The 22,196-nt window shown below is 61.5% G+C and carries 23 protein-coding genes; 17 read left to right on the top strand and 6 right to left on the bottom strand.

Going from position 1 to position 22,196, the window contains the following annotated elements; translation table 11 throughout:
* The first annotated feature begins 181 nt into the window (after positions 1 to 181).
* The 4 genes from DMO26_RS03505 (at position 182) to DMO26_RS03490 (ending at position 4,509) form a co-directional block, all read left to right on the top strand.
* Positions 182 to 730 (top strand): HdeD family acid-resistance protein, encoded by a 549-nt coding sequence (locus DMO26_RS03505; RefSeq protein WP_117190645.1) that lies wholly within the window; start codon positions 182 to 184, stop codon positions 728 to 730.
* Positions 731 to 895: 165 nt separating this feature from the next.
* Positions 896 to 2,701 (top strand): bifunctional diguanylate cyclase/phosphodiesterase, encoded by a 1,806-nt coding sequence (locus tag DMO26_RS03500; RefSeq protein WP_117190644.1) that lies wholly within the window; start codon positions 896 to 898, stop codon positions 2,699 to 2,701.
* Positions 2,702 to 2,792: 91 nt separating this feature from the next.
* Positions 2,793 to 3,791: an NAD(P)H-quinone oxidoreductase gene (locus tag DMO26_RS03495; RefSeq protein ID WP_117190643.1), complete on the top strand. Its 999-nt coding sequence runs from the start codon at positions 2,793 to 2,795 to the stop codon at positions 3,789 to 3,791.
* Between the two features lie 571 nt (positions 3,792 to 4,362).
* Positions 4,363 to 4,509, top strand: a complete 147-nt coding sequence (locus tag DMO26_RS03490; protein ID WP_007751079.1) for a DUF1127 domain-containing protein — start codon at positions 4,363 to 4,365, stop codon at positions 4,507 to 4,509.
* A gap of 73 nt (positions 4,510 to 4,582) precedes the next feature.
* On the opposite strand, the gene DMO26_RS03485 is transcribed toward DMO26_RS03490, so the two are convergent.
* The gene (locus DMO26_RS03485) at positions 4,583 to 5,320 is read right to left on the bottom strand and encodes a DUF3750 domain-containing protein (RefSeq protein WP_117191014.1); all 738 of its coding nucleotides are present in this window, start codon (positions 5,318 to 5,320) and stop codon (positions 4,583 to 4,585) included.
* A 104-nt stretch (positions 5,321 to 5,424) separates the two neighbouring features.
* Here DMO26_RS03485 and DMO26_RS03480 point away from each other — a divergent pair, with 104 nt between their 5' ends.
* The 4 genes from DMO26_RS03480 (at position 5,425) to DMO26_RS03465 (ending at position 8,638) form a co-directional block, all read left to right on the top strand.
* The gene (locus DMO26_RS03480; RefSeq protein ID WP_117190642.1) at positions 5,425 to 6,432 is read left to right on the top strand and encodes an asparaginase; all 1,008 of its coding nucleotides are present in this window, start codon (positions 5,425 to 5,427) and stop codon (positions 6,430 to 6,432) included.
* 285 nt (positions 6,433 to 6,717) lie between these two features.
* Positions 6,718 to 7,074 (top strand): hypothetical protein, encoded by a 357-nt coding sequence (locus DMO26_RS03475; protein WP_117190641.1) that lies wholly within the window; start codon positions 6,718 to 6,720, stop codon positions 7,072 to 7,074.
* 21 nt (positions 7,075 to 7,095) lie between these two features.
* On the top strand, positions 7,096 to 7,557 hold the full coding sequence (locus tag DMO26_RS03470; protein ID WP_117190640.1) for a PIN domain-containing protein: 462 nt from the start codon (positions 7,096 to 7,098) through the stop codon (positions 7,555 to 7,557).
* A gap of 238 nt (positions 7,558 to 7,795) precedes the next feature.
* Positions 7,796 to 8,638 (top strand): SDR family NAD(P)-dependent oxidoreductase, encoded by an 843-nt coding sequence (locus DMO26_RS03465; RefSeq protein ID WP_117190639.1) that lies wholly within the window; start codon positions 7,796 to 7,798, stop codon positions 8,636 to 8,638.
* Positions 8,639 to 8,677: 39 nt separating this feature from the next.
* On the opposite strand, the gene DMO26_RS03460 is transcribed toward DMO26_RS03465, so the two are convergent.
* Entirely contained in the window at positions 8,678 to 9,433 is a 756-nt protein-coding gene (locus tag DMO26_RS03460; protein ID WP_117190638.1) for a DeoR/GlpR family DNA-binding transcription regulator, read from the bottom strand.
* Between the two features lie 127 nt (positions 9,434 to 9,560).
* Here DMO26_RS03460 and DMO26_RS03455 point away from each other — a divergent pair, with 127 nt between their 5' ends.
* Positions 9,561 to 9,917: a DUF4406 domain-containing protein gene (locus tag DMO26_RS03455; protein ID WP_117190637.1), complete on the top strand. Its 357-nt coding sequence runs from the start codon at positions 9,561 to 9,563 to the stop codon at positions 9,915 to 9,917.
* 85 nt (positions 9,918 to 10,002) lie between these two features.
* Positions 10,003 to 10,629, top strand: a complete 627-nt coding sequence (locus DMO26_RS03450) for a glutathione S-transferase family protein (RefSeq protein WP_117190636.1) — start codon at positions 10,003 to 10,005, stop codon at positions 10,627 to 10,629.
* A 31-nt stretch (positions 10,630 to 10,660) separates the two neighbouring features.
* Here DMO26_RS03450 and DMO26_RS03445 read toward each other — a convergent pair whose 3' ends face one another.
* Positions 10,661 to 10,927: a hypothetical protein gene (locus DMO26_RS03445; RefSeq protein WP_117190635.1), complete on the bottom strand. Its 267-nt coding sequence runs from the start codon at positions 10,925 to 10,927 to the stop codon at positions 10,661 to 10,663.
* A 35-nt stretch (positions 10,928 to 10,962) separates the two neighbouring features.
* Between DMO26_RS03445 and DMO26_RS03440 the strand changes: the two genes are divergently transcribed.
* Positions 10,963 to 11,853: a LysR substrate-binding domain-containing protein gene (locus DMO26_RS03440; protein ID WP_117190634.1), complete on the top strand. Its 891-nt coding sequence runs from the start codon at positions 10,963 to 10,965 to the stop codon at positions 11,851 to 11,853.
* 53 nt (positions 11,854 to 11,906) lie between these two features.
* On the opposite strand, the gene DMO26_RS03435 is transcribed toward DMO26_RS03440, so the two are convergent.
* Complete coding sequence (locus DMO26_RS03435; protein WP_117190633.1) at positions 11,907 to 12,566, bottom strand: glutathione S-transferase family protein; 660 nt, start codon at positions 12,564 to 12,566, stop codon at positions 11,907 to 11,909.
* Between the two features lie 156 nt (positions 12,567 to 12,722).
* On the bottom strand, positions 12,723 to 14,111 hold the full coding sequence (locus tag DMO26_RS03430) for a TIGR03808 family TAT-translocated repetitive protein (RefSeq protein WP_117190632.1): 1,389 nt from the start codon (positions 14,109 to 14,111) through the stop codon (positions 12,723 to 12,725).
* Between the two features lie 227 nt (positions 14,112 to 14,338).
* Between DMO26_RS03430 and DMO26_RS03425 the strand changes: the two genes are divergently transcribed.
* Positions 14,339 to 15,856: a sensor domain-containing protein gene (locus DMO26_RS03425; RefSeq protein ID WP_117190631.1), complete on the top strand. Its 1,518-nt coding sequence runs from the start codon at positions 14,339 to 14,341 to the stop codon at positions 15,854 to 15,856.
* 43 nt (positions 15,857 to 15,899) lie between these two features.
* Here DMO26_RS03425 and DMO26_RS03420 read toward each other — a convergent pair whose 3' ends face one another.
* The gene (locus DMO26_RS03420) at positions 15,900 to 16,436 is read right to left on the bottom strand and encodes a MarR family winged helix-turn-helix transcriptional regulator (protein ID WP_117190630.1); all 537 of its coding nucleotides are present in this window, start codon (positions 16,434 to 16,436) and stop codon (positions 15,900 to 15,902) included.
* A 117-nt stretch (positions 16,437 to 16,553) separates the two neighbouring features.
* Here DMO26_RS03420 and DMO26_RS03415 point away from each other — a divergent pair, with 117 nt between their 5' ends.
* From DMO26_RS03415 to DMO26_RS03395, 5 genes are all read left to right on the top strand, one after another.
* Complete coding sequence (locus DMO26_RS03415; protein ID WP_162894694.1) at positions 16,554 to 18,098, top strand: MDR family MFS transporter; 1,545 nt, start codon at positions 16,554 to 16,556, stop codon at positions 18,096 to 18,098.
* A gap of 43 nt (positions 18,099 to 18,141) precedes the next feature.
* Positions 18,142 to 19,152, top strand: coding sequence for a ligase-associated DNA damage response exonuclease (locus DMO26_RS03410; RefSeq protein WP_162894693.1), 1,011 nt, complete (start codon positions 18,142 to 18,144; stop codon positions 19,150 to 19,152).
* Between the two features lie 70 nt (positions 19,153 to 19,222).
* Complete coding sequence (locus tag DMO26_RS03405; protein ID WP_117190629.1) at positions 19,223 to 20,863, top strand: cisplatin damage response ATP-dependent DNA ligase; 1,641 nt, start codon at positions 19,223 to 19,225, stop codon at positions 20,861 to 20,863.
* A gap of 61 nt (positions 20,864 to 20,924) precedes the next feature.
* Complete coding sequence (locus DMO26_RS03400; RefSeq protein ID WP_117190628.1) at positions 20,925 to 21,131, top strand: hypothetical protein; 207 nt, start codon at positions 20,925 to 20,927, stop codon at positions 21,129 to 21,131.
* A gap of 111 nt (positions 21,132 to 21,242) precedes the next feature.
* Positions 21,243 to 22,196 (top strand): alpha/beta hydrolase family protein, encoded by a 954-nt coding sequence (locus DMO26_RS03395; RefSeq protein WP_117190627.1) that lies wholly within the window; start codon positions 21,243 to 21,245, stop codon positions 22,194 to 22,196.

Raw genomic sequence — 22,196 nt, 5'->3', positions numbered from 1 at the left:
GGCGGGTCTGGCTTTCTGCTGTTCGGAATGAACGTCCAAGTGAGTTATTTTTGATCCCGCCGCCAATCAAGAAACGATTGCGAACCTTCCTGTCTCAAAAGCGCGCCGTTGACCTTGCTCAAACCCGCTCCACATCTTTTCTCTTAGACTTGAACAAGATATTCGAAAAAAGGGGGTGAGCATGGCATTCGGTCTCGATACACCATCGGCTTCGACGCTCCGCAACAAATGGGGCTGGTTCCTCGCCCTCGGCATCCTCCTTCTCGTCTTTGGCTTCGTGGCGCTCGCCAATCTCTTCGTGGCGACTGTCGCCTCGGTTTTCTACATCGGCATGATGATGCTGGTGGGCGGCATCGCCTATCTCGTCCATGCCTTCCAGGTGAGGGGCTGGGACCACATCCTGTATTGGGCGCTGAGCGGCCTCCTCTACACCGTTGCCGGCTTGCTCGCCTTCTGGAACCCGGCACTCACGGCCGCCATCCTGACCTTCTTCATGGCGGTGGCGCTCCTCGTCGCCGGTCTGTTCCGCATCTGGATCGGTTTTCGCATGCGGCCGATGCGCGGTTCCGGCTGGGTCGTCGCGGGCGGCGTCATCACTGCGCTTGCGGGCCTGATCATCGCCATCGGCTGGCCGGTCAACAGTCTCTGGATTCTCGGCCTTTTCCTCGGCATCGACCTGATGATGCAGGGCTGGGCGCTGATTGCCCTGGCGCTTGCCGCGCGGGCATGATTCAGCTTCGGGTTGCTGCGTTAACTCGTTATAATATTGTATTAAATTGCTTTTTCATGTCACTGAAATTTCATCCAACCGTCATGTTCGGGAAAGGGATTCTTGACGAATTGCTGGGACCCTTACATTCGTGTTTGAGGCCATTGCGCAGTGGAGTAATGAGTAATGTCGTCTGCGGCCATTTTGGAACCGGGCGTTTTCCGTCGATACGCGAGCGATCAGCTCGTCACCCTTTCGAAACTCGTTCTCGAAAATGCCTTCCAGCCGATCGTCGAAGTGGGGACCGGTTCGGTCTTCGGATATGAATCGCTGCTGCGCGGCCAGGAGCGGATCGGCTTCTCTTCTCCCCTCGAACTGCTCGATCAGGCTCAGGAAACCGGCCAGCTTCTGGCACTGGAACAGATGATGGCGAGCCGCGCGCTTGCAAAGTTCGCCAGCCTGCCGGATTTCTCCTCCGCGACGCTTTTCCTCAATCTCGATGTGCGGCTGATCCGCCACGGCGAATATTTCATCGAAAAACTGGTCCAGCACCTGCGCAAGGCCAATATCGCGCCGTCTTCCGTCTGCTTCGAGTTTTCCGAACGCTTCGACAATACCAGCGTGCCGGAATTCGCCGACGTGGCGACCCGCATGCGCAAGGAGGGTTTCAAGCTGGCGATCGACGATTTCGGAGTCGGTCATGGTGAGATGAAGCTGCTTTGCGATCATCCGGTCGACTACCTGAAGATCGACCGGCATTTCGTCGCCGGCATCGACAAGAGCCCACGCAAGCGCCATCTCGTCAAGAACATCGTCAACATCGCCCATGTGCTCGGCATCCGCGTCATTGCCGAAGGCATCGAGACCGAGGCGGAGTTTCTCGCCTGCCGCGAATACGGCGTCGATCTCGTGCAGGGCTGGTTCATCGCCCGCCCCACTACCTTCGTCACCGAACTGCAGTCCTCTTTCCCATATCTTGCCGATATCGGCCGTTCGCGCCGCTCCAGCCAGTCGCTCGACGAAATCCTCATCCGCAAGCAGATCGAGCATCTGCCGACGGTCTACGAGAACGAGAGCATCGACAGCGTGTTCGAGCTTTTTCACCGAAACCCGCGCCAGGCCTTTTTCCCGGTCCTCAACGCCAATGGCGAGCCGCGCGGCGTCATCAACGAATACCACCTGAAGGAATACATCTATCAGCCCTTCGGCCGTGACCTTCTGAAGAACAAGGTCTATGAGCGCTCCATCTCGCATTTCGTCGACCGCGCGCCGATCATCGGGCTCGATGCCGAGGCGGAGGAGCTGATGAGCCTCTTCGCCAACATGGACAACAGCGCCTGCGTGATCCTGACCGAGAACATGCGTTACGCGGGCGTCGTCTCCGCCGCGTCGCTCATCAAGGTCATCAACGAAAAGCAGTTGAAGATCGCCCAGGACCAGAATCCGCTGACCGGATTGCCGGGCAATCGCGCCATCCGCGATTTCATGCAGGAGGTAGGGCGGGACGACGACCAGACGCGCTTCTTCTGCTATTGCGACTTCGACAACTTCAAGCCGTTCAACGATCATTACGGTTTCCAGATGGGCGACCATGCCATCTCGTTGTTTGCCGCCTTGATGAAGCGCTATTTCTTCTCCGAAGGTGATTTCCTCGGCCATGTCGGCGGCGACGACTTCTTCATCGGCGTACGCGACTGGACCCGCGACGAACTGAACGAAATCCTCGAACGCCTGCTCTCGGATTTCCATGACGACGTCGCCCAGCTCTATTCCCCGGAGGAGCGCGCCGCCGGCAAGATCCGCGGCCACGACCGCTCCGGTGCCGAGCGCGATTTCCCCCTGCTGCGCTGCTCGATCGGCGTCCTGGAACTGCCGCAGGGCCTGCTTCTCGACGATGTCGGCCGCATCGGTTCGGAAATCGCCGCCGTCAAGGCCGAGGCCAAGGACAATGAAGGCGGCCTCGTCTTTGCGAGTTTCGGCGAGACAAAATGACCGCGTGGCGGAACGCCGCCTTCCTAACCTGATCGGACTGTCCTAAGTCAGAGGCCAAATCAGTGGCCAATACTGTGAGGAGAGTCCCACCATGCCGCTTCCCGTCGAAATGCGTTTCATCGACCTGCCGTCCTTCGGAGAACCGGAGGTCATGACCATCGCCAAGGGGCCGCTGCCAGCGGTCCGGCCGGGCGAAATCCTGGTGAAGGTCGAGGCGGCCGGCATCAACCGCCCGGATGTGCAGCAGCGCAAGGGCGCCTATCCGCCGCCCAAGGATGCAAGCCCCATCCTTGGCCTTGAGATCGCCGGCGAAGTGGCCGCGCTCGGCGAAGGCGTTTCGGAATTCAGGCTCGGCGACAAGGTCTGCGCGCTGGCGAATGGCGGCGGTTATGCGGAATACTGCGTTGTGCCGGCCGGCCAAGCGCTTTTCTGGCCGAAGGACTATGACGCCGTCAGGGCGGCAGCGCTGCCGGAAACCTTCTTCACGGTCTGGGCGAACCTCTTCCAGATGGCCGGCCTCACGGAGGGCGAAAGCGTGCTGATCCACGGCGGCACGAGCGGCATCGGCACGACGGCGATCCAGCTTGCCAAGGCCTTCGGCGCGACGATCTACGCCACTGCCGGCTCCAGGGAAAAATGCGAGGCCTGCGAAAGGCTCGGTGCGACGCGCGGCATCGACTACAAGACGGAAGATTTCACCGCCGTGATCAGGGAGGTGACCGGCGGAAAAGGCGTCGACGTCGTGCTCGACATGATCGGCGCCGCCTATCTGGAAAAGAACCTTTCGGTTCTCGCCAAGGACGGCTGCCTGTCAATCATCGCCTTCCTCGGCGGCAACGTGGCTGAAAATGTCAATCTCTCGCCGATCATGGTGAAGCGCCTGACGGTGACCGGCTCCACCATGCGCCCGCGCACCGCGGACGAAAAACGCGCCATCCGCGATGACCTCCAGGCAGAGGTCTGGCCGCTCCTGGGGGAGGGAGCCGTCGCACCGGTCATCCACACGGTCCTGCCCTTCGAACAGGTCGTCGAGGCGCACCGGCTGATGGAGACCAGCACCCATATCGGCAAGATCGTGGTGACGCTTTAGCAGCGGCATCGCGGTTGCGGAAGATATGATGGAGCGGGACGTGGAACGCCTCGATTGAAGCTCGCGAATGATAGAGCCGGTCCGGTGCTTTCGCAACTCAATTAAATCCGCGATCGTTCATATAACGTGCCTTGCGGATTCGACCTTTCGCACTTACCTTTTAGTCATCGTCAACGCAATGAAAGGAAGGTGATCCAATGTCTAATGAGATTTCGGTCTGCGTAACGGGCAATGGAAAGGTGATGGTCTTGACGGGGCAGCCCTCGGCCTGAACCTCATCTTCCTTCGGGCCGCTGTGAAGCGCCTCGGGTTCGTTCAACCGGACCAAACTCATGGAAGGGTCGCCTCGAGCGGCCCTTTTCCGTTTCTGGCCTTTTCATTTCCAGCGGCGACTGTTCTTCGTTTTCATTAAGTCTAATATGAGAAGACCCATGCACATACTGCATGGGTGGCCTGCTAAGTGGGCGCTTTCTGTGCACGTTTGATAAGCTTATATAAGCGTCATCGAAGCAAACGAGAGCGCCAAGGACTGGCAGCTGGGCTTCGAAAATCCCAGGAAAGGGGAACCATCATGAACGTCGCACGCACTCTCAACAATTGGCGCAAGTACCGTCAGACGGTTGCCGAACTGGGCCGTATGACACCGCGTGAACTCAACGATCTCGGCATCGCCCAGGGCGATATCCGCCGCGTTGCACGCCAGGCCGTCGGCTTCTGATCGCCATCTGACAGCATGCATGTCGAACGCCCGCCTTCCGCGGGCGTTTTGCATTTTATGCATGGCTGCCATCTCAAATCCCGATTCGGCCGAGCGCCGGAACCTTGATGCCCGGATTGGCGAGGTCGAGGCCCGCGACCAGTCCTAAAAAATGCAGTTCGAAGCCGCTGCGCACCCCGGCCGAAACGCCGACCAGCCCGCGCAGCGTCAGGTGCACGTCCCGCCAGTCGTCGTCGATATGGAAGAATTCGCCATCCGGCAGGTAGTCGCGGCCGACTGCATGCGGCGGCAGCACGGCGCCGAGTTCCGGCACGGTGCGCAGCACATAGGCGACGAACGTATTGGAATTCGGCCCCGGCCAGATCGTATAGCCGCCAGGCTCCGCGTAGGGATAGGCGGCGATCGCCCCTTCGACTTTCGGAACCAGCAGTTCGGCTTTCGAGCCGGTCACCGATGTCACCAGCTGCGGCGCGTTGGAATACCAGTAGGCGTCCGGCTCCCGGTGGTTGCGGCGGATCGGCGAACCCCAGCCCACTTTGTCGAAGCGCGTATAGGTTTTGGCGCCCTTTTCCTTAAAGACGATCCAGGCATGACTTGCGATCGCACCCTTGAACCCGCCGGTCATGGCGGAAAAGACGTAGATCGCCGCTTCGCTGCTTTCTTCCGGTTTCGGCAGGATGCCGGCCGACGACCAGCGCGCCTCGCTCCAGCGGGACGGCCGGTCCTTGATCGCCCAGAGCCCGGCTGAGGCGAATGTCGGCAGCAGATAAACGATGAAGATGACCAGAAACAGCCGCTTAACCGATTTCATGCAAGGTGCCCCCTGGAGAATCAAGGCGTGAAAATGGCGCCGGAACCGGCTATGACCCGTCAGCGCCATAGGCATCATCAAAAACAGCAATTTCAGGACCGACCATGCAAAATCCTGTGACCGTCGAAGTGACCCGAGGCAAACTGGTGGAAAGCCGTCATCGCGGCTTCGGCGTGGTCGTCGACGGCGACGGCAGGACCGTCTTCTCTTTCGGTGAAGCGGAGGCGGGTGTTTTCCCGCGTTCGGCCTGCAAGGCCATGCAGGCGCTGCCGCTGATCGAAAGCGGTGCCGCGGATGCCTATGGTTTCGGCAATGTCGAGCTGGCGCTCGCCTGCTCCTCCCATTCGGGCGAGGACGCTCACGTGGCGACAGCCGCCGCGATGCTCGCCAGTGCCGGCCGCGACGAGGCCGCGCTTGAATGCGGCGCCCATTGGGCCTCCGACCAGACCGTGCTGATCCACCAAGCCCGCACCATCGAAAAGCCGACGCAGCTTCATAACAACTGCTCCGGTAAACATTCCGGCTTCGTCTGCACCTGTGTCCACGCGGGCATGGATGTCAAAGGCTACGTGGAATACGACCACCCGCTGCAGGCCGAAATCCGCGGCACGATGGAAGGGCTGACCGGCGCTATCCTCGGCCACCAGAACTGCGGCACGGACGGCTGCTCGATCCCGAGCTATGCGGTGCCGCTGAAGGGGCTTGCCCATGGTTTTGCCAAGATGGCGACTGGAAACACGCTATCGCCGGAGCGCGCCAGAGCCTCGCGCCGGCTGATGGAAGCCTGCATGGCCGAACCTTTCTACGTCGCCGGCACCAACCGTGCCTGCACTACGCTGATGCAGGCTGCGCCCGGCAGGATCTTTGCCAAGACCGGCGCCGAAGGCGTCTTCGTCGCGGCGCTGCCGGATCAGGGCCTCGCCATGGCCGTCAAATGCGAGGATGGCACGACGCGCGCTGCCGAAGCGATGATCTTCGCGCTCATTTCCCGCTATTTCGAAAAGGGCGGCGAAGTGCAGCAAAAGCTGCTGTCGATGGCCAACAAGTCGATGAGCAACTGGAACGGCATGCATGTGGGTGACGTCAAGGTCACGGACGTGATGTTTGCATAGATAACACTCATCCGGCAACCGCCGCATTCTCCTCGCCTCTGGCAGAGAGGAGGGCTTTAGCCGGATTGCTCCGCGGGATTGAATTTGACTGTTCCCTGGTTTTTATGTGGCGAGTCTTCTTTGCCGCAGCGAAATTTTCGGAATTAGGTAGCAACTGCCACCAACGAAGCGGGTCTTCAGGCGTAACGATGTGAGATGTGTCTTGGACGGTGTGCACGGACTCACCTTCTAAAATCGCTGCTTTTGCAGGTATATAGAAATGACGTATTTCTATAGGAGCTCGTGATGTCCTCTACAGTCTCGGCGAATGTCGATGGCAGAACGGCCACGAAATTGAAGATGGTGGCTTCGATGGAAAACAGGTCCGTATCGAACGCGGTTTCCAGCGCGATCACCGTATTCGTTGGGCTTCCCAAGGGTGTCCGCGATTTCTTGCTCGAGTTGAACGCACAGAACGACCAGGACACCATCACCAGACTTGGCCGCGAAATGATGGCAGCGGCGGCGCGGGTTCGTCTTGAGAAGGCAACCACCGACCTGGCATCCGAGCACCGGTTCGGGGGGCCAGAAGAGGCGTCCAGCGAGATCGACATGTTGGAAGAAGCGACGGCCCTCACCCGTGCCGCCGCGCTCCGGAAGTAGGCCATAGATCGTCCTGCCCGGGTGCTGCTCGACGTCGATGTCAACGTCGTCGTCGGCAGCATAATGGCGCACGACCGTGGTCATAAGGGAACTGCAACCCAGACCTTGGTGTCGATGGTGAGCAGCCAAAAGTGGGGCATAGATGATAGAGCTCAGCTAGTCATCTCGTTCGAGATGATCGAAACCCTCGAGACGGTTCTCCGGCGACTGCAATTCACAGAAGACCGCATCAAAGCATATACCGGCTCCATCATCGATATTATGAAATATGGGCCGGATTCGCTCGATCCCTATCTGATTTTGGGCGGAGAAGAGCGCTTCGCCATGTCTGACGTAGAGGATGCAGGCGTGTTAGCTACGGCCTTCGGTGCCGAGGCCGACATTCTTGTTACGGACAATCTGAGGGATTTCGCCGCCAAGGATGCTTCTGTCGTGGACACGCAAGTGGTGAACACTACTTCTTCGGGACAGCGAACCCTATAGGCTTTAAGATATGAGATCGGTAGAGCGGATCTCATTGTCGCGCACCCGTTTGATGTGATGCAATGGATGCGCTTGGGCTATGATTTTACGCCGGGCAGCCTCTGGAACGCCATTCAGAAGCCCGGCAATGAACCTGGCCCCTGATCTTATTTTTCGCAGTCCTGGTGGCACTTGCTACATATTTCGGAAATTTTTGAGGTCCCCGCCTTTAACAGCCGTCTAAGGGAGGCCAGCCAGTATGAAAGACGTCATCGCGTTGGTTACGGGCGCAAGCCGCGGTGTCGGCCGAGGGATCGCGCTCGCGCTCGCTGCGGAGGGCGCCACGGTTCACGTGACCGGTCGCACCCGTTCCGAGGCGGAGACAAGCCTGGAGGGTAAGCGCGCAGGATCTCTGGAGGGGCTGGAGCGCGAGGCTGGAGGATTGCCCGGTCGCATTGTCATTCACCATTGCGACCACAGCAATGACGCCGAAACCGAAGGCGTGGCCGCGGAGATCAGAGCCGGCAACAGGCTGGATATTCTGGTGAACAATGCCTGGCCCGGTTATGAAAATATGGTCGAGGACGGGGATTTTACTTGGCCTCGTCCCTTCTGGGAGCAACCCGCCTGGCGATGGGACGCAATGATCGGCACGGCCCTCAAGGCGGCTTTCATGATGTCGCGTGCGGTGGCGCCGATGATGATTTCGACGCGGCGTGGTCTGATCGTCAATATTTCATTCTGGGCAGCGCAATTTTACGACGGGAACGCGATCTACGGCATGGCCAAAGCGGCAGCCGATAAGATGGCCGCAGACTTCGCGCACGAACTGCGTCCGCACAATGTCGCCGCCGTTGCACTCTATCCCGGCCTGGTACGCACCGAAGCCGTCATGCAGAATGCCGAATATTTCGACTTGTCCAATTCTGAATCCCCGAGGTTCATCGGCCACGTCCTGAGCGGACTCTGGCGAGATCCTTTGCTGATGTCGAAATCCGGTCGCGTTCTGGTCGCGGCGGAACTGGGTCGGGAATATGATATCGCCGATGTCGACGGCTACAGGCCTGTTCCTCTCACTGCGGCGAACTTCCTGAAAGGCTGATTCCGCCGGCTTTGCGACCGATTGCCAGACGTGGCGGCCTCACGCCTCCACCACATTCACACCCAGCGCCCTATACGACGTCAACCGGTCCTCATCGATTCCGTTTTGCACGATCATGCACGTCAGCTCCGAAACCGGCATGATCGTGCAGGGCGACGATCTGTCCAGCTTCTCCTCCGTGATCAGCACAAACGTCTCCGCTGCACGCGAAGCGATATGCCGCTTGATCGCCGCTTCCTCCATATCCCCGGTCGAAAGCCCTTGGGACGGATGGACGGCGGTGACGCCGAGAAAAAAAACATCCGGGCGGATCAGCGAAATCTGGCTCATTGCCGCCGCACCCACCGCCACCATGGAATGTTTGTAGAGCCGCCCGCCGATCAGGATCACCTCCGCTGCCGGATGATGCTCCAGTTCGGCGGCGATCGTCGGGCTGTGGGTCGCGACGGTGAACCCGAAATCGCGGGGAAGCGCGCGGGCGATCTCCGCGGTCGATGTGCCGCCGTCGAGAAAGATCATCTGCCCCGGCTTCACCAGCTTCGCGGCCGCCGCACCCAGCCTCCGCTTCACGTCGGATGAAATCGTCTGCCGCGCGGAAAAATCCGGCAGGTCCGGTGCGACCGGCATCGCTCCGCCATGTACCCGCCGGAGCAGGCCTTCCGCCGCCATCTCGCGGAGGTCGCGGCGGATCGTATCTTCCGAAAGCGAAAACTCCTCGGCCGCCCGTTTGGCGATCACCTGCCCCTCGCGACGCAGCATGTCGAGAATGAGGCTCTTGCGTTGGCTTGTCAGCATGGTCTTGACTCTGCACGAAATTGCATGAATAAGCGTGAAAATGCCTGAAAATCTGGATTAAGTAAAGCAATTCAGGCAAATTCGTGCGGTTCCGCGATGGGTGCGGATAAATTCTGGAGAAACGAAGATGTTGATTTTGATCGCCGGCCCCTATCGGTCCGGCACGGACGATGACCCCAAGAAGATGGCGGAAAACCTCAAGCGGCTGGAAGCGCCGTCCTATGCGCTGTTCAAGGCCGGTCATGTGCCGATGATCGGTGAATGGGTGGCGCTGCCCGTCTGGCATGCGGCGGGCGGCAAACATCCCGGCGACGATCTCTACGAGGAGATTTTCCACCCGACGGCCGGCCGGCTGCTGCAGCTTTGTGAAGGTGTGCTGAGGCTCCCGGGCGCATCTAAGGGCGCCGACAACGACGTTCGGATCGCCACCGAGCGTGGCATTCCGGTTTGGTACCGGTTGGAGGATGTGCCGGGTGTCGTCTGAGCCGGGGCACGAAAATTTCGGCTGCGGGGCGTTTCCATTCAGGTGAGAAACGCCCTACAACATCCCGGCCAACCGGAGGATCCCCATGTACACGCTGTTCTTTTCGCCCAATGCCTGTTCGCTTGCCAGCCACATCGCGCTCGCCGAATCCGGCCTGCCCTATGAGGTCAGGCGGGTGAAATTCGCCGAAAACGAACAGCAGTCGGAAGCCTATCTGAAGATCAACCCGAAGGGGCGCGTGCCGGCGCTGGTGACGGATCGCGGCGTGATCACCGAATCCGTCGCCATCCTCGCCTTCATCGCCCAGGCGGCACCGGAAGCGAAGCTTGCCCCGCTGGATGATCCCTTCCTGTTCGGCAAGATGCAGGCCTTCAATGCCTATATCGCCTCGACGGTGCATGTCGCCTATGCGCATTACCGCCGTTATTATCGCTGGGCGGACAGCCAGGCCTCGTTCGACGACATGATGGCCAAGGCGCCGAAGAATTTTCACGATTGCTTCCAGCTCATCGAGGACGATTTCCTCGAAGGCCCTTATGTGCTCGGCGAAACCTATTCGGTTGCCGATCCCTATCTCTACCTGATGACCAGTTGGCTGCCGAACCTGAAGCTCGATCGTGCCGATTTCCCGAAGGTCAATGCGCATTTCGAGCGCATGAAAGCTCGACCAGGCGTCCAGCGCGCGGAGGCAGAGCAGGCCGCCGCACCCTAACCGCAACCGCGGCGGAAGGATCATCGGCCGTTCATGCACATTTCGCGAGAAGCGGCTTTTCATGATGCGCCGCAGGGTGGAAATGGCCGGGGAAGGGCAGGTCGGCCAGTTGCCGGAGGTTCATCGAGCGCACCTCGGGATGCTGTAAAGGATCGTCCGGCTGAATGTCCGTCAGGGCTTCCTCGGCCAGCAGCCGATCCTTCAGGTTCAAGAAAATCTTTAGCGGTGTCATGTCGTCACCTCGCAAACGTATGTTCATTTGCAGGAAGAATATCGGCGAGGTGAGGCCGCTTTTCAATTGAGTTCTTCAGCATGCGGCTTTAGAAAATCTATATGAAGAACCTGAACCTCGTGCATCTCAACGGTTTACGGGCGCTGGAGGCAGTCGGCCGGCTCGGCTCCCTGCAGGCGGCGGCGGAAGAGCTCGGCGTCTCGATCGGCGCCGTCAGCCAGCAGGTCATCAAGGCGGAGGCGCAGTTGGGCCAGCCGGTCTTTCATCGCCTGCCGAAGGGCATGGCGCCGACCGATGCGGCGCGGCCCATGCTGGCGCGGCTGACGGACGGTTTCCAGTCGCTCTCGGAAGCCGTCGGCCTCGGCCGGCAGCGCGACGATACGCTGCTGACCATTTCCGTCGCCCCGGTCTTCGCCGCGCGTTTCCTCGTCCACCGGCTGGATCGGTTCACGTCGCTGCATCCGGAGATCCGGCTGCGGATTGAGGCGACGACCGCCATGGCGGATTTCGTCACCGACGGGGTGGATCTCGGCATCCGGGTGGGAGCCGGCAAATGGCCGGGAGTCGACGCGGAACTGCTCCTCTCGCAGCTTGTCTTTCCGGTCTGCGCGCCCGCACTCGCCGAACGGCTGAAGGAACCCGCCGATATCCTTAGACTGCCGGCGATCGTCGATGGGCGGGCGATGTTTTCCTGGGAGGTCTGGTTCAGGGCGGCTGGGCTGGAGCCGGTGCCGATGACGGTCCGCCATGTCTTCAACGAGGCCTCGCTCTGTCTCGATGCGACCATAGCGGGCGAGGGGGTGATGCTCGCCTGGCAGACGCTGGCGGCCTACGCGCTGGAGCAGGGCAGGCTGGTCGAGCCTTTCGATATCCGGGCGGCGACCGGCTTCGGGCACTATTTCGTCACCCGCGCCGGGTCCCGCCCGCCGCCGAAGGTCAGGGCCTTCCATGCCTGGCTGAGAGGTGAACTCGCCGTGCTGGAAGAACCCTGACGACTTCGACTAAGCCGGCTTCGGACCAAGCCGGCTCGATCAGGCCGGCTCGATCAGGCCGGTTCGGCGGTGCGCTTGTCCCACATGGCTTTGAAGCCCGGGCGGGCCTGGCATGTTTCGAGCCAGGCCTTCAGTGCCGGGCGGCCGTCGAAGACCGGGGCGTGGCCTTGCGCATACCGCACCACTTCCGCGACATTGATATCCGCCACCGTGAAACGGCCGCCGACCATGTGGCCGTTCTGGGAAAGGTGCTTTTCGAGCACGTCGAACGGACGTTTCAGAAGGCGGGCGGAAACGTCGATATCCGTCCTGCCTTCTTCCGTATCCTGCTTGCCGCCGGCGATCGTCGAGGAAATCTTCAGGGCCGGCGTCTCGATGCTGGTGGCGCCGAACAGCGACCACTGCACCATCTGTGCCTCTTCATTGATGTCCTTCGGGCCGAGATCGCCGCCATATTTGCGGGCGAGATAGAGCGTGATGGCGAGCGATTCGTGCAGCACGAAGCCGTCGTCGTCCATCGAGGGGATCGAGCCCATCGGGTTGACGGCCAGGAATTCCGGCGACAGCGTGTTGACCGGCGCACCGGCCGCCATCGGCTCCTTCAGGCGATAGGCCTGGATGACCGGCACGATCTCGAACGGAATTCCGAGTTCTTCGATCAGCCAGAGCGGCCGCGTGGCGCGCGAGCGATAGACACCATGGATTTTCAGCATTCAACGTCCCTCCTTGCGCATGCCGCCCGAAAGGGGAAACCGGTTTCGGAACAACGGCATGCGAAAACAATGCGGCCGCAAGCTAGGGGTAGGCACGCCAAAACGGAAGATCAATCCGCGTTGGACGGCAATGAAAGTTTTCGATGGGTCGATCAATCAGGCGATCCGGTTGCTCCCGATCGTCAGGTGCCTGAAACTCTGCTCGTCGCCGCGGCCGAGTTCGGCTGTGGCGGGGGCCTTCCAGCGGTAGCCGATGACCGCCCCGTCCTTCATGCCTTCGAAGACGTTGTTCGTGATCAGCGCGCTGCCGGCTCCTTCGACGACGGTGACCGCACAGCCGACTTTCGCCTGCCGCACGATATTGTTGTTCGCAAGTACGTTGCGCAGATAAGGGCCGAAGCCGAGTGCCATCCCCCAGAGCGGCACGTTTTCGATGATATTGCCTGTCACCGCCGTATCCGCCTCGACGCTGACGCCGACCCCGAAAATCGCCTCCTCGAGCACATAGGGACCGGTGGATTTGAGGTTTCGGACGATGTTGTTGGCGACGGTCGCCAGCCGGCCGCCCTCGTTGAAGTTGACGACCGAGATGCCGTTGGCCGCCCCGTCGACGATATTGCCGGAGATCATCGCTCCCTCGAAGGCGAATTCGGCGTAGATCGCCGTCTCGCCGGAACCGAGGCAGTGGTTGTTGGCGATCTGCGCATTCGATGCGCTGTTGGCGCGGATGGCGGAAAAGGCCGATTGCGAGATGTGGTTGCCCGTCACCATCACATTGTCGGCCCGGAAAAGATTGATCGCATTGCCGTACTGGCCGGTTCCGCCATGCGTGGCGCCGATCCGGAAGATGCGGTTGCCGGAAACCATCGTGCCGTCCGCGCCCTTGGTCCAGCGATGGATGAGTATGCCGCCATTGCCGCAGTCGAAGACCTGGTTGCCGGTCACCGAAAGCCCCGTGCTTTCGACGGCATAAAGACCGTATTCCGCCGCGCCTGAAATGCGGCTGCGCTCGATCCGTCCGCCCGAACGTTCGAATTGCACCGCTGTCTTGCGCGAGCCGATGATCTCGCAATTGTCCACCGTCACGCCGCCGATGCCGCGCATGTGGACAAGCGCCGGCGTCTGGTCGTCCAGCCAGCGGTTGGCGCCGTCGATGACGAGGTTTGAAAGTTCGATACGCCGCGCGCCATCGGCACGAATGAGATGCCCGTCGCCGGAATAGACGAGCCGCGAGGCGCCCGGCACGCCGGTGATCCGCGTCCCGTCCGGCAGGTCGAGATTGGAGACCGGGTAATTCCCCGGCGGCAGGAAGACGGGCATGTTCTGCCGCGCCGCCTTGGCGATGACCTCCTTGAACTTGCGGCTCTGCCTGTCGCCGCCATCCGGCGTCACGCCGTGCTGGCCGGCATCGATCGAGCCGCGCAGGCCGGCCGCCGAAACATCGGTCGAAAAATCCGAAGGCGCGGCATGAAGCGCGCGCCGCGGCAGCCCGCCGGCGGCAGCTGCCGCGGCGATCATCGTCAAGGCGGACCGTCTCGAAATCATCCAGCTTTTCTCCCTGCCGTCAACGAAGCATTTTCCATGCCAATCCTTTGTATTGTCGTAACGCCAATTAGTACTGGATGACTTAGTAGAAAAGACTTCTGTACTCCGCTCAACCGTGGCAATTTCGCGATGTTTTTAAGCAAGGATAAGGAATTTTCCGCCATGCTGTCGGCAGATCAGATGGCGGGGTCTCGGATATTTTCTGGACTGGAAGAGGATAGACAAGGATGGTGAACCCCGCATCATACGGCGTTCCTTCAGCGTTCACCACAGATCCTCTGGAGGAGCTTTGTAGCCGGCTCCTTCGCATCTCGACGGAAAGCGATGTCGATCTCGAAGTCGCGCTCGTGGCGCGTGAGATCGAAACGCGCACCCTTCTCGATCAATTGCCGGATTTCATTTATGTGAAGGATCGTCGCGGCCGTTTCGTGTTCGCCAACGCCGCCGCCGGCCGTAACAGCAAGTTCCATAACGGTCGCGACCTGGTCGGCAAGACCGATTTCGACATTCTCGATAAGGAGACTGCGGCGGAACTGTTCGCCGTCGAGCAGCAGGTGATGTCGACCGGCGAGGCCGTCGAGGGACGCGAGGAACGCATCAAGCTCACCGACGGTCGGATCCTCTGGCTGACCACGTCGAAGATGCCGCTGCGCAATACGGATGGCCAGATCGTCGGACTTGTCGGCATTTCCCGCGACATCACCGAGCGCAAACGGCAGGACGACCGGCGGCACGGGCATGCCCGGCTTCTCGAAATGATCGCCCGCGGCCAGCCGCTCCAGTCGGTTCTGGATGCATTGGTTCGCACCGTGGAGGAAGAGCTAGACGATGTCATCGCCTCCGTCCTCTTTCTCGAAGAAGGCACCAATCGCTTGCGGCACGGCTCGGCGACCCGCATGCCGGAGGCCTATGTCCGCCTGATCGACGGCATCGAGATCGGCCCGAAAGTCGGCTCCTGTGGCACGGCCGCGTGGCGGCGCTCGCCGGTCTTCGTCAAGGATGTGCTGACTGATCCCTTGTGGGACGATTATCGCGAGCTTGCGATCACTTTCGGTTTCCGTTCCTGCTGGTCGACACCGATCATGGGGGCCGACGGGCGCGTGCTCGGCACGTTCGGGCTTTATTCGAACAGCCCGCGTGAACCCACCGTGCTGGAACTCGAATTGACCGCGATGGCAACCGATATCGCCGGCATCGCCATCGACCGCGCCCGTGCCGAAGAGCGCATCCAGCACATGGCGCATCACGATCCGCTGACGGGCCTGCCGAACCGCGCGCTGTTCTGGACCCAGTTCGGCCGCGCCCTGCATGAGGGACGCCGCGAAGGCCGCAAGATCACGGTCGCCTATATCGATCTCGACAACTTCAAGCAGATCAACGACACGCTCGGCCATGCCGCGGGCGACGAGGTTTTGAGGACGCTGGCCTCGCGCATGTCCAACTGCATTCGCGTCAGCGACCTCCTGGTGCGTCTCGGAGGCGATGAATTCGCGATCGTCTTCAGCAATCTCAATCACGACGAACTGGGCGTCTTGCGCCGCCTGCAGGAATTGCGGAGCGCGATCTCGCGCCCGATCGTCGTCGAGGAAACCAGCGTTACCGCCACCTGCAGCATGGGCGTCGCCTTTTTCCCGCAGGACGGCGACACGCCCGAAGCGCTGCTCGCCCGCGCCGACCGCGCCATGTACGAAGCGAAGGACCAGGGCCGCGACAGGCTGCGCGTCGCAGGCGGGGAGGGGATTTAATCCTCTTCGTTCGGGTCGGCCGCAGGCTTCCGCTTTTGCAGGTTCAGGGGGCAGGCGAGAGCTTTTCTTCCTGCGCCTTTTCCGCCGTCAGATAGACCGACTCGAAATCCGTCACGAATTTTTCGAACAGGATGGAAAACGCGTTGAGTTCGTCTGCCTCCCAGTTGTCCAGCACACGGGCGAGCAGCGAACGTTTTACCGCGCGGATTTCGGCGAGCAGGCTGTCGCCGAATTCGGTGCGAACGACGAGTGACCGTCGGCCGTCGGCCTGGGAAGCATCGCGCCGCAGGATGCCGCGTGCGACGAGATCCGCCACCAGCCGGCTGCCGCGGGAGGGATCGATACGCATCACCTCGGCGATCGCCCCGACCGTGACCTCGCCATCGACCCGCCGCATCGCGTCGAGCACGTCGAGATGCGAAATGTCGAGCCCCGGCGCGATGTTGGCAATCGCCGTGCGGCCGATGATACGCCGCCCGATCAGGAGGCGCATACGGGTAATGGTCTCGCTGACGCGGGCCACGTCCTCGGGGGAGGGGGCCTCGTCTGCCAACGGTTTCACAAGGGTCTTGGTCGTCATCCGCCGAACATATCAAAGGGTCGTCGGCTTTCCAACTGTTCTCTGCGCAGCGCATCAAAGTGCGGTTGACAATTATATGCTGGAGGCACATAAATTTCGGACACTTTGGATTGACCCATGGATATGACCCGCCCGGCGCATCTGCCGCTCGTCGCCAGCCACCGCCAGCGGCTGGTGATTTTCTGCTTCCTGCTGACGGCGCTGTTCATGGCGACGCTCGACAACCAGATCGTCTCCACCGCGCTGCCCACCATCATCGGCGAATTCGGCGAACTGGAACGTTTCGGCTGGGTCGGTTCCGCCTATCTTCTGGCCAGCAGTGCCTCGATGCCGATCTACGGCAAGCTCGGCGATCTCTTCGGCCGCAAATACGTCATGCTTGCCGCGATCGTCATCTTCACCATCGGCTCGCTCACCTGCGGACTTGCCTGGTCGATGGATTCGCTGATCGCCTCGCGCATCCTCCAGGGGCTTGGCGGTGGCGGCATCATGGTGTCGATCTTCTCCATCAATGCCGATCTGTTCGAGCCGCGCGAACGGGCGAAATACCAGAGTTATTCGAGCCTCGTCATCATGGCCTCCGGCAGCCTCGGGCCGCTGCTCGGCGGAACGATGAGCGAGCTTTTCGGCTGGCGGTCGATCTTCCTGATCAACCTGCCGGTCGGCATCATTGCCTTTACCGGCATCTCGCTCCTGCTTCCCTATCGCCGCCCCGTCCGTAAACCGAAGATCGATTATCTCGGCGCGCTGCTTCTGGCCGGCACGGTGGCGAGCATCGTAGTCTGGGCCGACAGCGTGACGCTTTTCGGTTCGCTGGTCGCCTGGCAGTCCATGGTCGTCGTGGCGATCGGCGCCCTCTGCGCCATTTTCTGGGTTTTCGTCGAAAGCCGCGTCCCGGAGCCGATCGTGCCCCTGAAGCTCTTCCGCGATTCGACCTTCTCGCTTTTCCTCGTCGTCGCCTTCTGCACCGGGGGCGTGGCGATCGGCATGGCAAATTACTTCGCGCTCTTCCTGCAGACGACGACCGGGCTTTCGCCGACGATCGCAAGCTTCTGTTTTGTCGCCACCACGAGCGGCATCGTCATCGGTTCGATCTTAACCGGCCGGCTGATTTCGGTCAGCGGGCGCTACAAGCCGTTCACGCTGATCGGCCTCGGATTGAACATCGCGGCGCTGTTCATCTTCTCGCAGCTTCCGGTCGGCACGCCGATCTACTTCATCCTCGGCTTCATGCTGATGCAGGGCCTGGCGATCGGCTTCGGTCAGCAGGCGCCGATCATCGGCGTGCAGAACTCCGCCCCGCGCGAGGATGTCGGTGCGGCGACCGGCGCCGTCACGCTGATGCGGATGGCCGGTGCCTCGATCGCCATCTCGATCTACGGCGCGATCGTGGCCGCCGGCATTCGCGGCGTCGGCACCAGCATCCCTGGGGTCGACGACATCGGCTCCTTGACGCCGACGATGATGCTGGCGCTTCCCGAAGCCTCGCGCATGGCGGTGCACGCCCTCTATGCTCACGCCTTCGTGCCGGTCTTCATCGCCGGCAGCATCATCGCGGTGGTCGGCTTCATCGCCGGCTGCATGCTGAAGCCGGTGCGCCTGCCTTCGATGCAGGTGGCGGAAAAGAGGACGGCGCCCGAAAACAAGCCGGACGCTGCCTGAGATTGCTCTGGCGCGGCGCCGATTTCACCCTATCTTCAGGGGCATGAAACCCGAGGCGCTGCTTCATCCCACCCCGGCCGGGCTGTTCTGCCCCATCGGCCGCTTCCATGTCGATCCGGTGCGCCCCGTCGGGCGGGCACTGATCACCCATGGCCATTCCGATCATGCCCGCGCCGGCCATGAAAAGGTTCTTGCGACACGCCAGACGCTCGACATCATGCGGCTGCGTTACGGCGAGGATTTCTGTGGCTCCGAACAGGCCGCCGCCTTCGGGGAGGAGTTCGATCTCGACGGCGTGCGTGTGAGTTTCCATCCCGCCGGCCATGTGCTCGGCTCGGCCCAGATCGCCATCGAGAAGGACGGGCTCAGGATCGTCGTTTCGGGCGACTACAAGCGCGGCACGGATCCCACCTGCGCCCCCTTCGTGCCGGTCGCCTGCGATGTCTTCATCACCGAGGCGACCTTCGGCCTGCCGGTCTTTCACCATCCTGATCCGAAGGCCGAGATCGGAAAGCTGTTCACGTCGCTCGAACAGTTTCCCGAACGCAGCCATCTCGTCGGCGCCTACGCGCTCGGCAAGGCCCAGCGCGTCATCCGCCTCATCCGCGATTGCGGGTATTCCGATCCGATCTACATCCACGGCGCGCTGGCGAAACTCTGCGACTATTATGTCGGCCAGGGCATCGATCTCGGCGATATCCGCCCCGCGACCATCGAAAAGAGCGATCCCGAGGCGTTCAAGGGAGCAGTCATCGTCGGCCCGCCGTCTGCTTTCCAGGAGCGCTGGGCGCGGCGCTTCAACGAGCCGCTGGTTGCCTTCGCCTCCGGCTGGATGATGGTCCGCCAGCGCGCCAAACAGGGCGGCGTCGAACTGCCGCTGGTGATTTCCGATCATTGCGACTGGCCGGAACTGCTCGCCACCATAGAGGAGATCGGCCCGTCCGAAGTTTGGGTCACCCACGGTCGTGAGGAGGCCCTGGTGCGCTGGTGCGAGCTGAAGGCTATCCCCGCCCGGCCGCTGCATCTGGTTGGCTATGAGGACGAGGGGGATTGATGGTGGAACGTTTGCGGCCGTGCAAATGGCATGTTGCAGGCGCGGCCTTCACCGGGGGCATTGCCCGCCTATGAAACCCTTCGCCACCCTTTTGGACCGCCTCGTGCTGACCCCGTCGCGCAACGGCAAGCTCAAACTCCTTGCCGACTATTTCCGCGACACTCCTGACCCCGACCGCGGTTACGGCCTCGCCGCGCTCGCCGGCGCTCTCGACCTGAAGAGCATCAAGCCCGCCATGCTGCGCGAACTGGTGCTGGAGCGCATGGACCCGATCCTCTTTCAGTATTCTTACGACTATGTCGGCGACCTTGCAGAGACCATTTCGCTGGTCTGGGACGGCGGCCGGAAGGACATGATCGACGACGACCATCAGCCGCGGCTTGGCGAGGTGGTGACGAAGATGAACTCGCTCGGCCGGCTGGAGGTCCGTTCCGCCGTCCGCGACCTACTCGACCGCCTCGATACGTCGAGTCGTTTCGCCTTTCTCAAGCTCGTCACCGGCGCCTTGCGCATCGGCGTTTCCGCGCGGCTCGCCAAACAGGCGCTCTCGGATATGAGCGGCCCGGGGGAAAACAGAAAGGATGTCACCGAGATCGAAACCCTTTGGCACGGCCTGACCCCGCCCTATGAGCCACTCTTCGCCTGGCTTGAGGGCCGCGCCGAAAAGCCGGTTCTGGCGACACCGGCCATCTTCCATTCCGTCATGCTGGCCAATCCGGTGGAGGAGGGCGATCTCGAAAAGCTCGATCCTGCCGATTACGCCGCCGAGTGGAAATGGGACGGCATCCGCGTCCAGATGTCCAGCTACGGCGGCACGAAGAAGCTTTATTCCCGCTCCGGCGACGATATTACCGGCGCCTTTCCGGATATCGTCGAGGCGATCAATTTCGAAGGCGTCATCGATGGCGAACTTCTGGTCGGCGGCACGGCGCGTTCCAACAATCCGACCCGCACGTTTTCCGACCTGCAGCAGCGGCTGAACCGCAAGACGGTGACCGGCAGGATGCTCGATGACTATCCCGCCTTCGTGCGCGCCTACGACCTTCTCTTCGAACGCGCCAGGGATATCCGCGCGGAAACCTTCTTCGAGCGTCGCAAGCGCCTCGGCGATGTCATCGAACACGCTCCGCACGACCGTTTCGACCTTTCGCAGCTGGTACCCTTCGCCACCTGGGACGAACTCGATCGCCTCAGGGTCGCCCCGCCCGATCCGGTCATCGAAGGAGTGATGATCAAGCGCAAGGACAGCCCTTATCAGGCCGGGCGCCTCAAGGGGCCGTGGTTCAAGTGGAAGCGCGATCCCTATAATATCGATGCGGTGATGCTCTATGCCCAGCGCGGCCACGGCAAGCGGTCCAGCTATTATTCCGACTTCACCTTCGGGGTCTGGGCCGAAACGCCGGACGGCGAGGAACTGGTGCCGGTCGGCAAGGCTTATTTCGGCTTTACGGATGCCGAACTCGAAGTGCTCGACAAGTTCGTGCGCGACAACACGACCGATCGTTTCGGTCCGGTGCGGGCGGTGCGCGCAGAACCGGATTTCGGTTTCGTGCTGGAAGTCGCCTTCGAGGGCATCAACCGCTCCACCCGCCACAAATCCGGCGTCGCCATGCGTTTTCCGCGCATCGCGCGGCTGCGGCAGGACAAGCTCCCCCGCGATGCCGACCGGCTTTCGACGCTGACGGCCATGGTGGAGGCGCGCGAGGCTTGAATATCGCAGCTTGCGCCTATCTAAGCTTCGGCGATCGCCGGTCGAACAGAGGGGTAATAGAATGACCAAACCTGCCTTCATCATCAAGGGCATTGTCGCGCTGGTCGGCTGTTTTGCCGCCGCCTATGTCGGCCAGGAACTGCTTGGCGGGGAGTTGCTCGGCTTCGTGGTCGGCGGAGCCATTCTCGGCGTAACGGCCGGACCTTTTCTTCACGCGATCATTCGCTGGCGCAAGGAAAAGGACGCCACGCGTGCAAGGACGCCATAACTATTCCGCCGTAGATTAAGTTTTCTCCATGATGTTCGCGAATGATTGAATGGACAGCATTTCTGCCGGATGTTGAAATCGAAATCGTACAACTTCACAGGCTCGGCAGACATGGCGGCAGACCGCATCCTTTCTTCGAAAATTTTCTCGGAAGATGGCGGCCTGACCCGCCGCACCTTCTTGGCAGGGGCAATAGGGCTTTCCGCCGCGGCGCTGGTCGCAAGACCGGCGTCGGCCGGAGACTTCCCGGTCCCCGAGGTCCTGCCGCTTGAGATGGAAGACTATGCCGAAGCGCGCAGGCGCTTCCACACCAACCTCCTGCGCAAGGGCCCGTCGCCGGAAAAATCCGAGCCGCTCGGTACGCCGGCCGGCTCCAGACGGGTCACCTATCCCGGCGGCCCGGAGGGCTCGATCGAGCTGATCGCCTGGCTCTCCCATTACGAACCGACCGGCAAGCCGAAGCCGGCGGTCCTTTTCCTGCATGGCGGCAACGCCACCGGCGACGGCCATTGGGAGCTGATGAAGGGCTATTGGGAGGCGGGCTTCGTCGTCCTTCATCCCTCCTTCCGCGGCGAGAACGGCCAGCAGGGCAATTATTCCGGCTTCTATGACGAGACCGCGGATGCGCTGGCCGCCGCCGCGTATCTTGAAAACCTGCCCGGCATCGACAGGAACCGTTTCTTCCTGGCCGGCCATTCGAACGGCGGCACGCTGGCGCTGCTCGCCTCGATGACGCGGAAATTCCGCGCCTCGGCCCCAATTTCCGCCGGCGTCAACTCCTGGCGTTATTTCGGCCGTTTCGAGCGCGAGGTCCGCTTCGACGAGAGCGATCCGAAGGAATTCATCATGCGCTCGTCCGTCTGTTTCGGCCCGAGCCTCAAATGCCCGACGCTGCTTTTGCGCGGCACCGAGGAACGTCCGTTCGACGCGGATCATCAGCTCCTCATGGAGCGCGCCAAATCGGCCCATGTGCAGATCGAAGCAAAGCTTCTCCCCGGCAACCACAACGGCGTCGTTCCCGGCGCCGTCCAGGAAAGCATCCGCTTCTTCAACCAGTTTTCTTGA

The organism is Rhizobium terrae (assembly GCF_003425685.1).
GTDB classification, from domain to species: domain Bacteria; phylum Pseudomonadota; class Alphaproteobacteria; order Rhizobiales; family Rhizobiaceae; genus Neorhizobium; species Neorhizobium terrae.
This window is presented reverse-complemented; position numbering and strand designations above follow the sequence as displayed.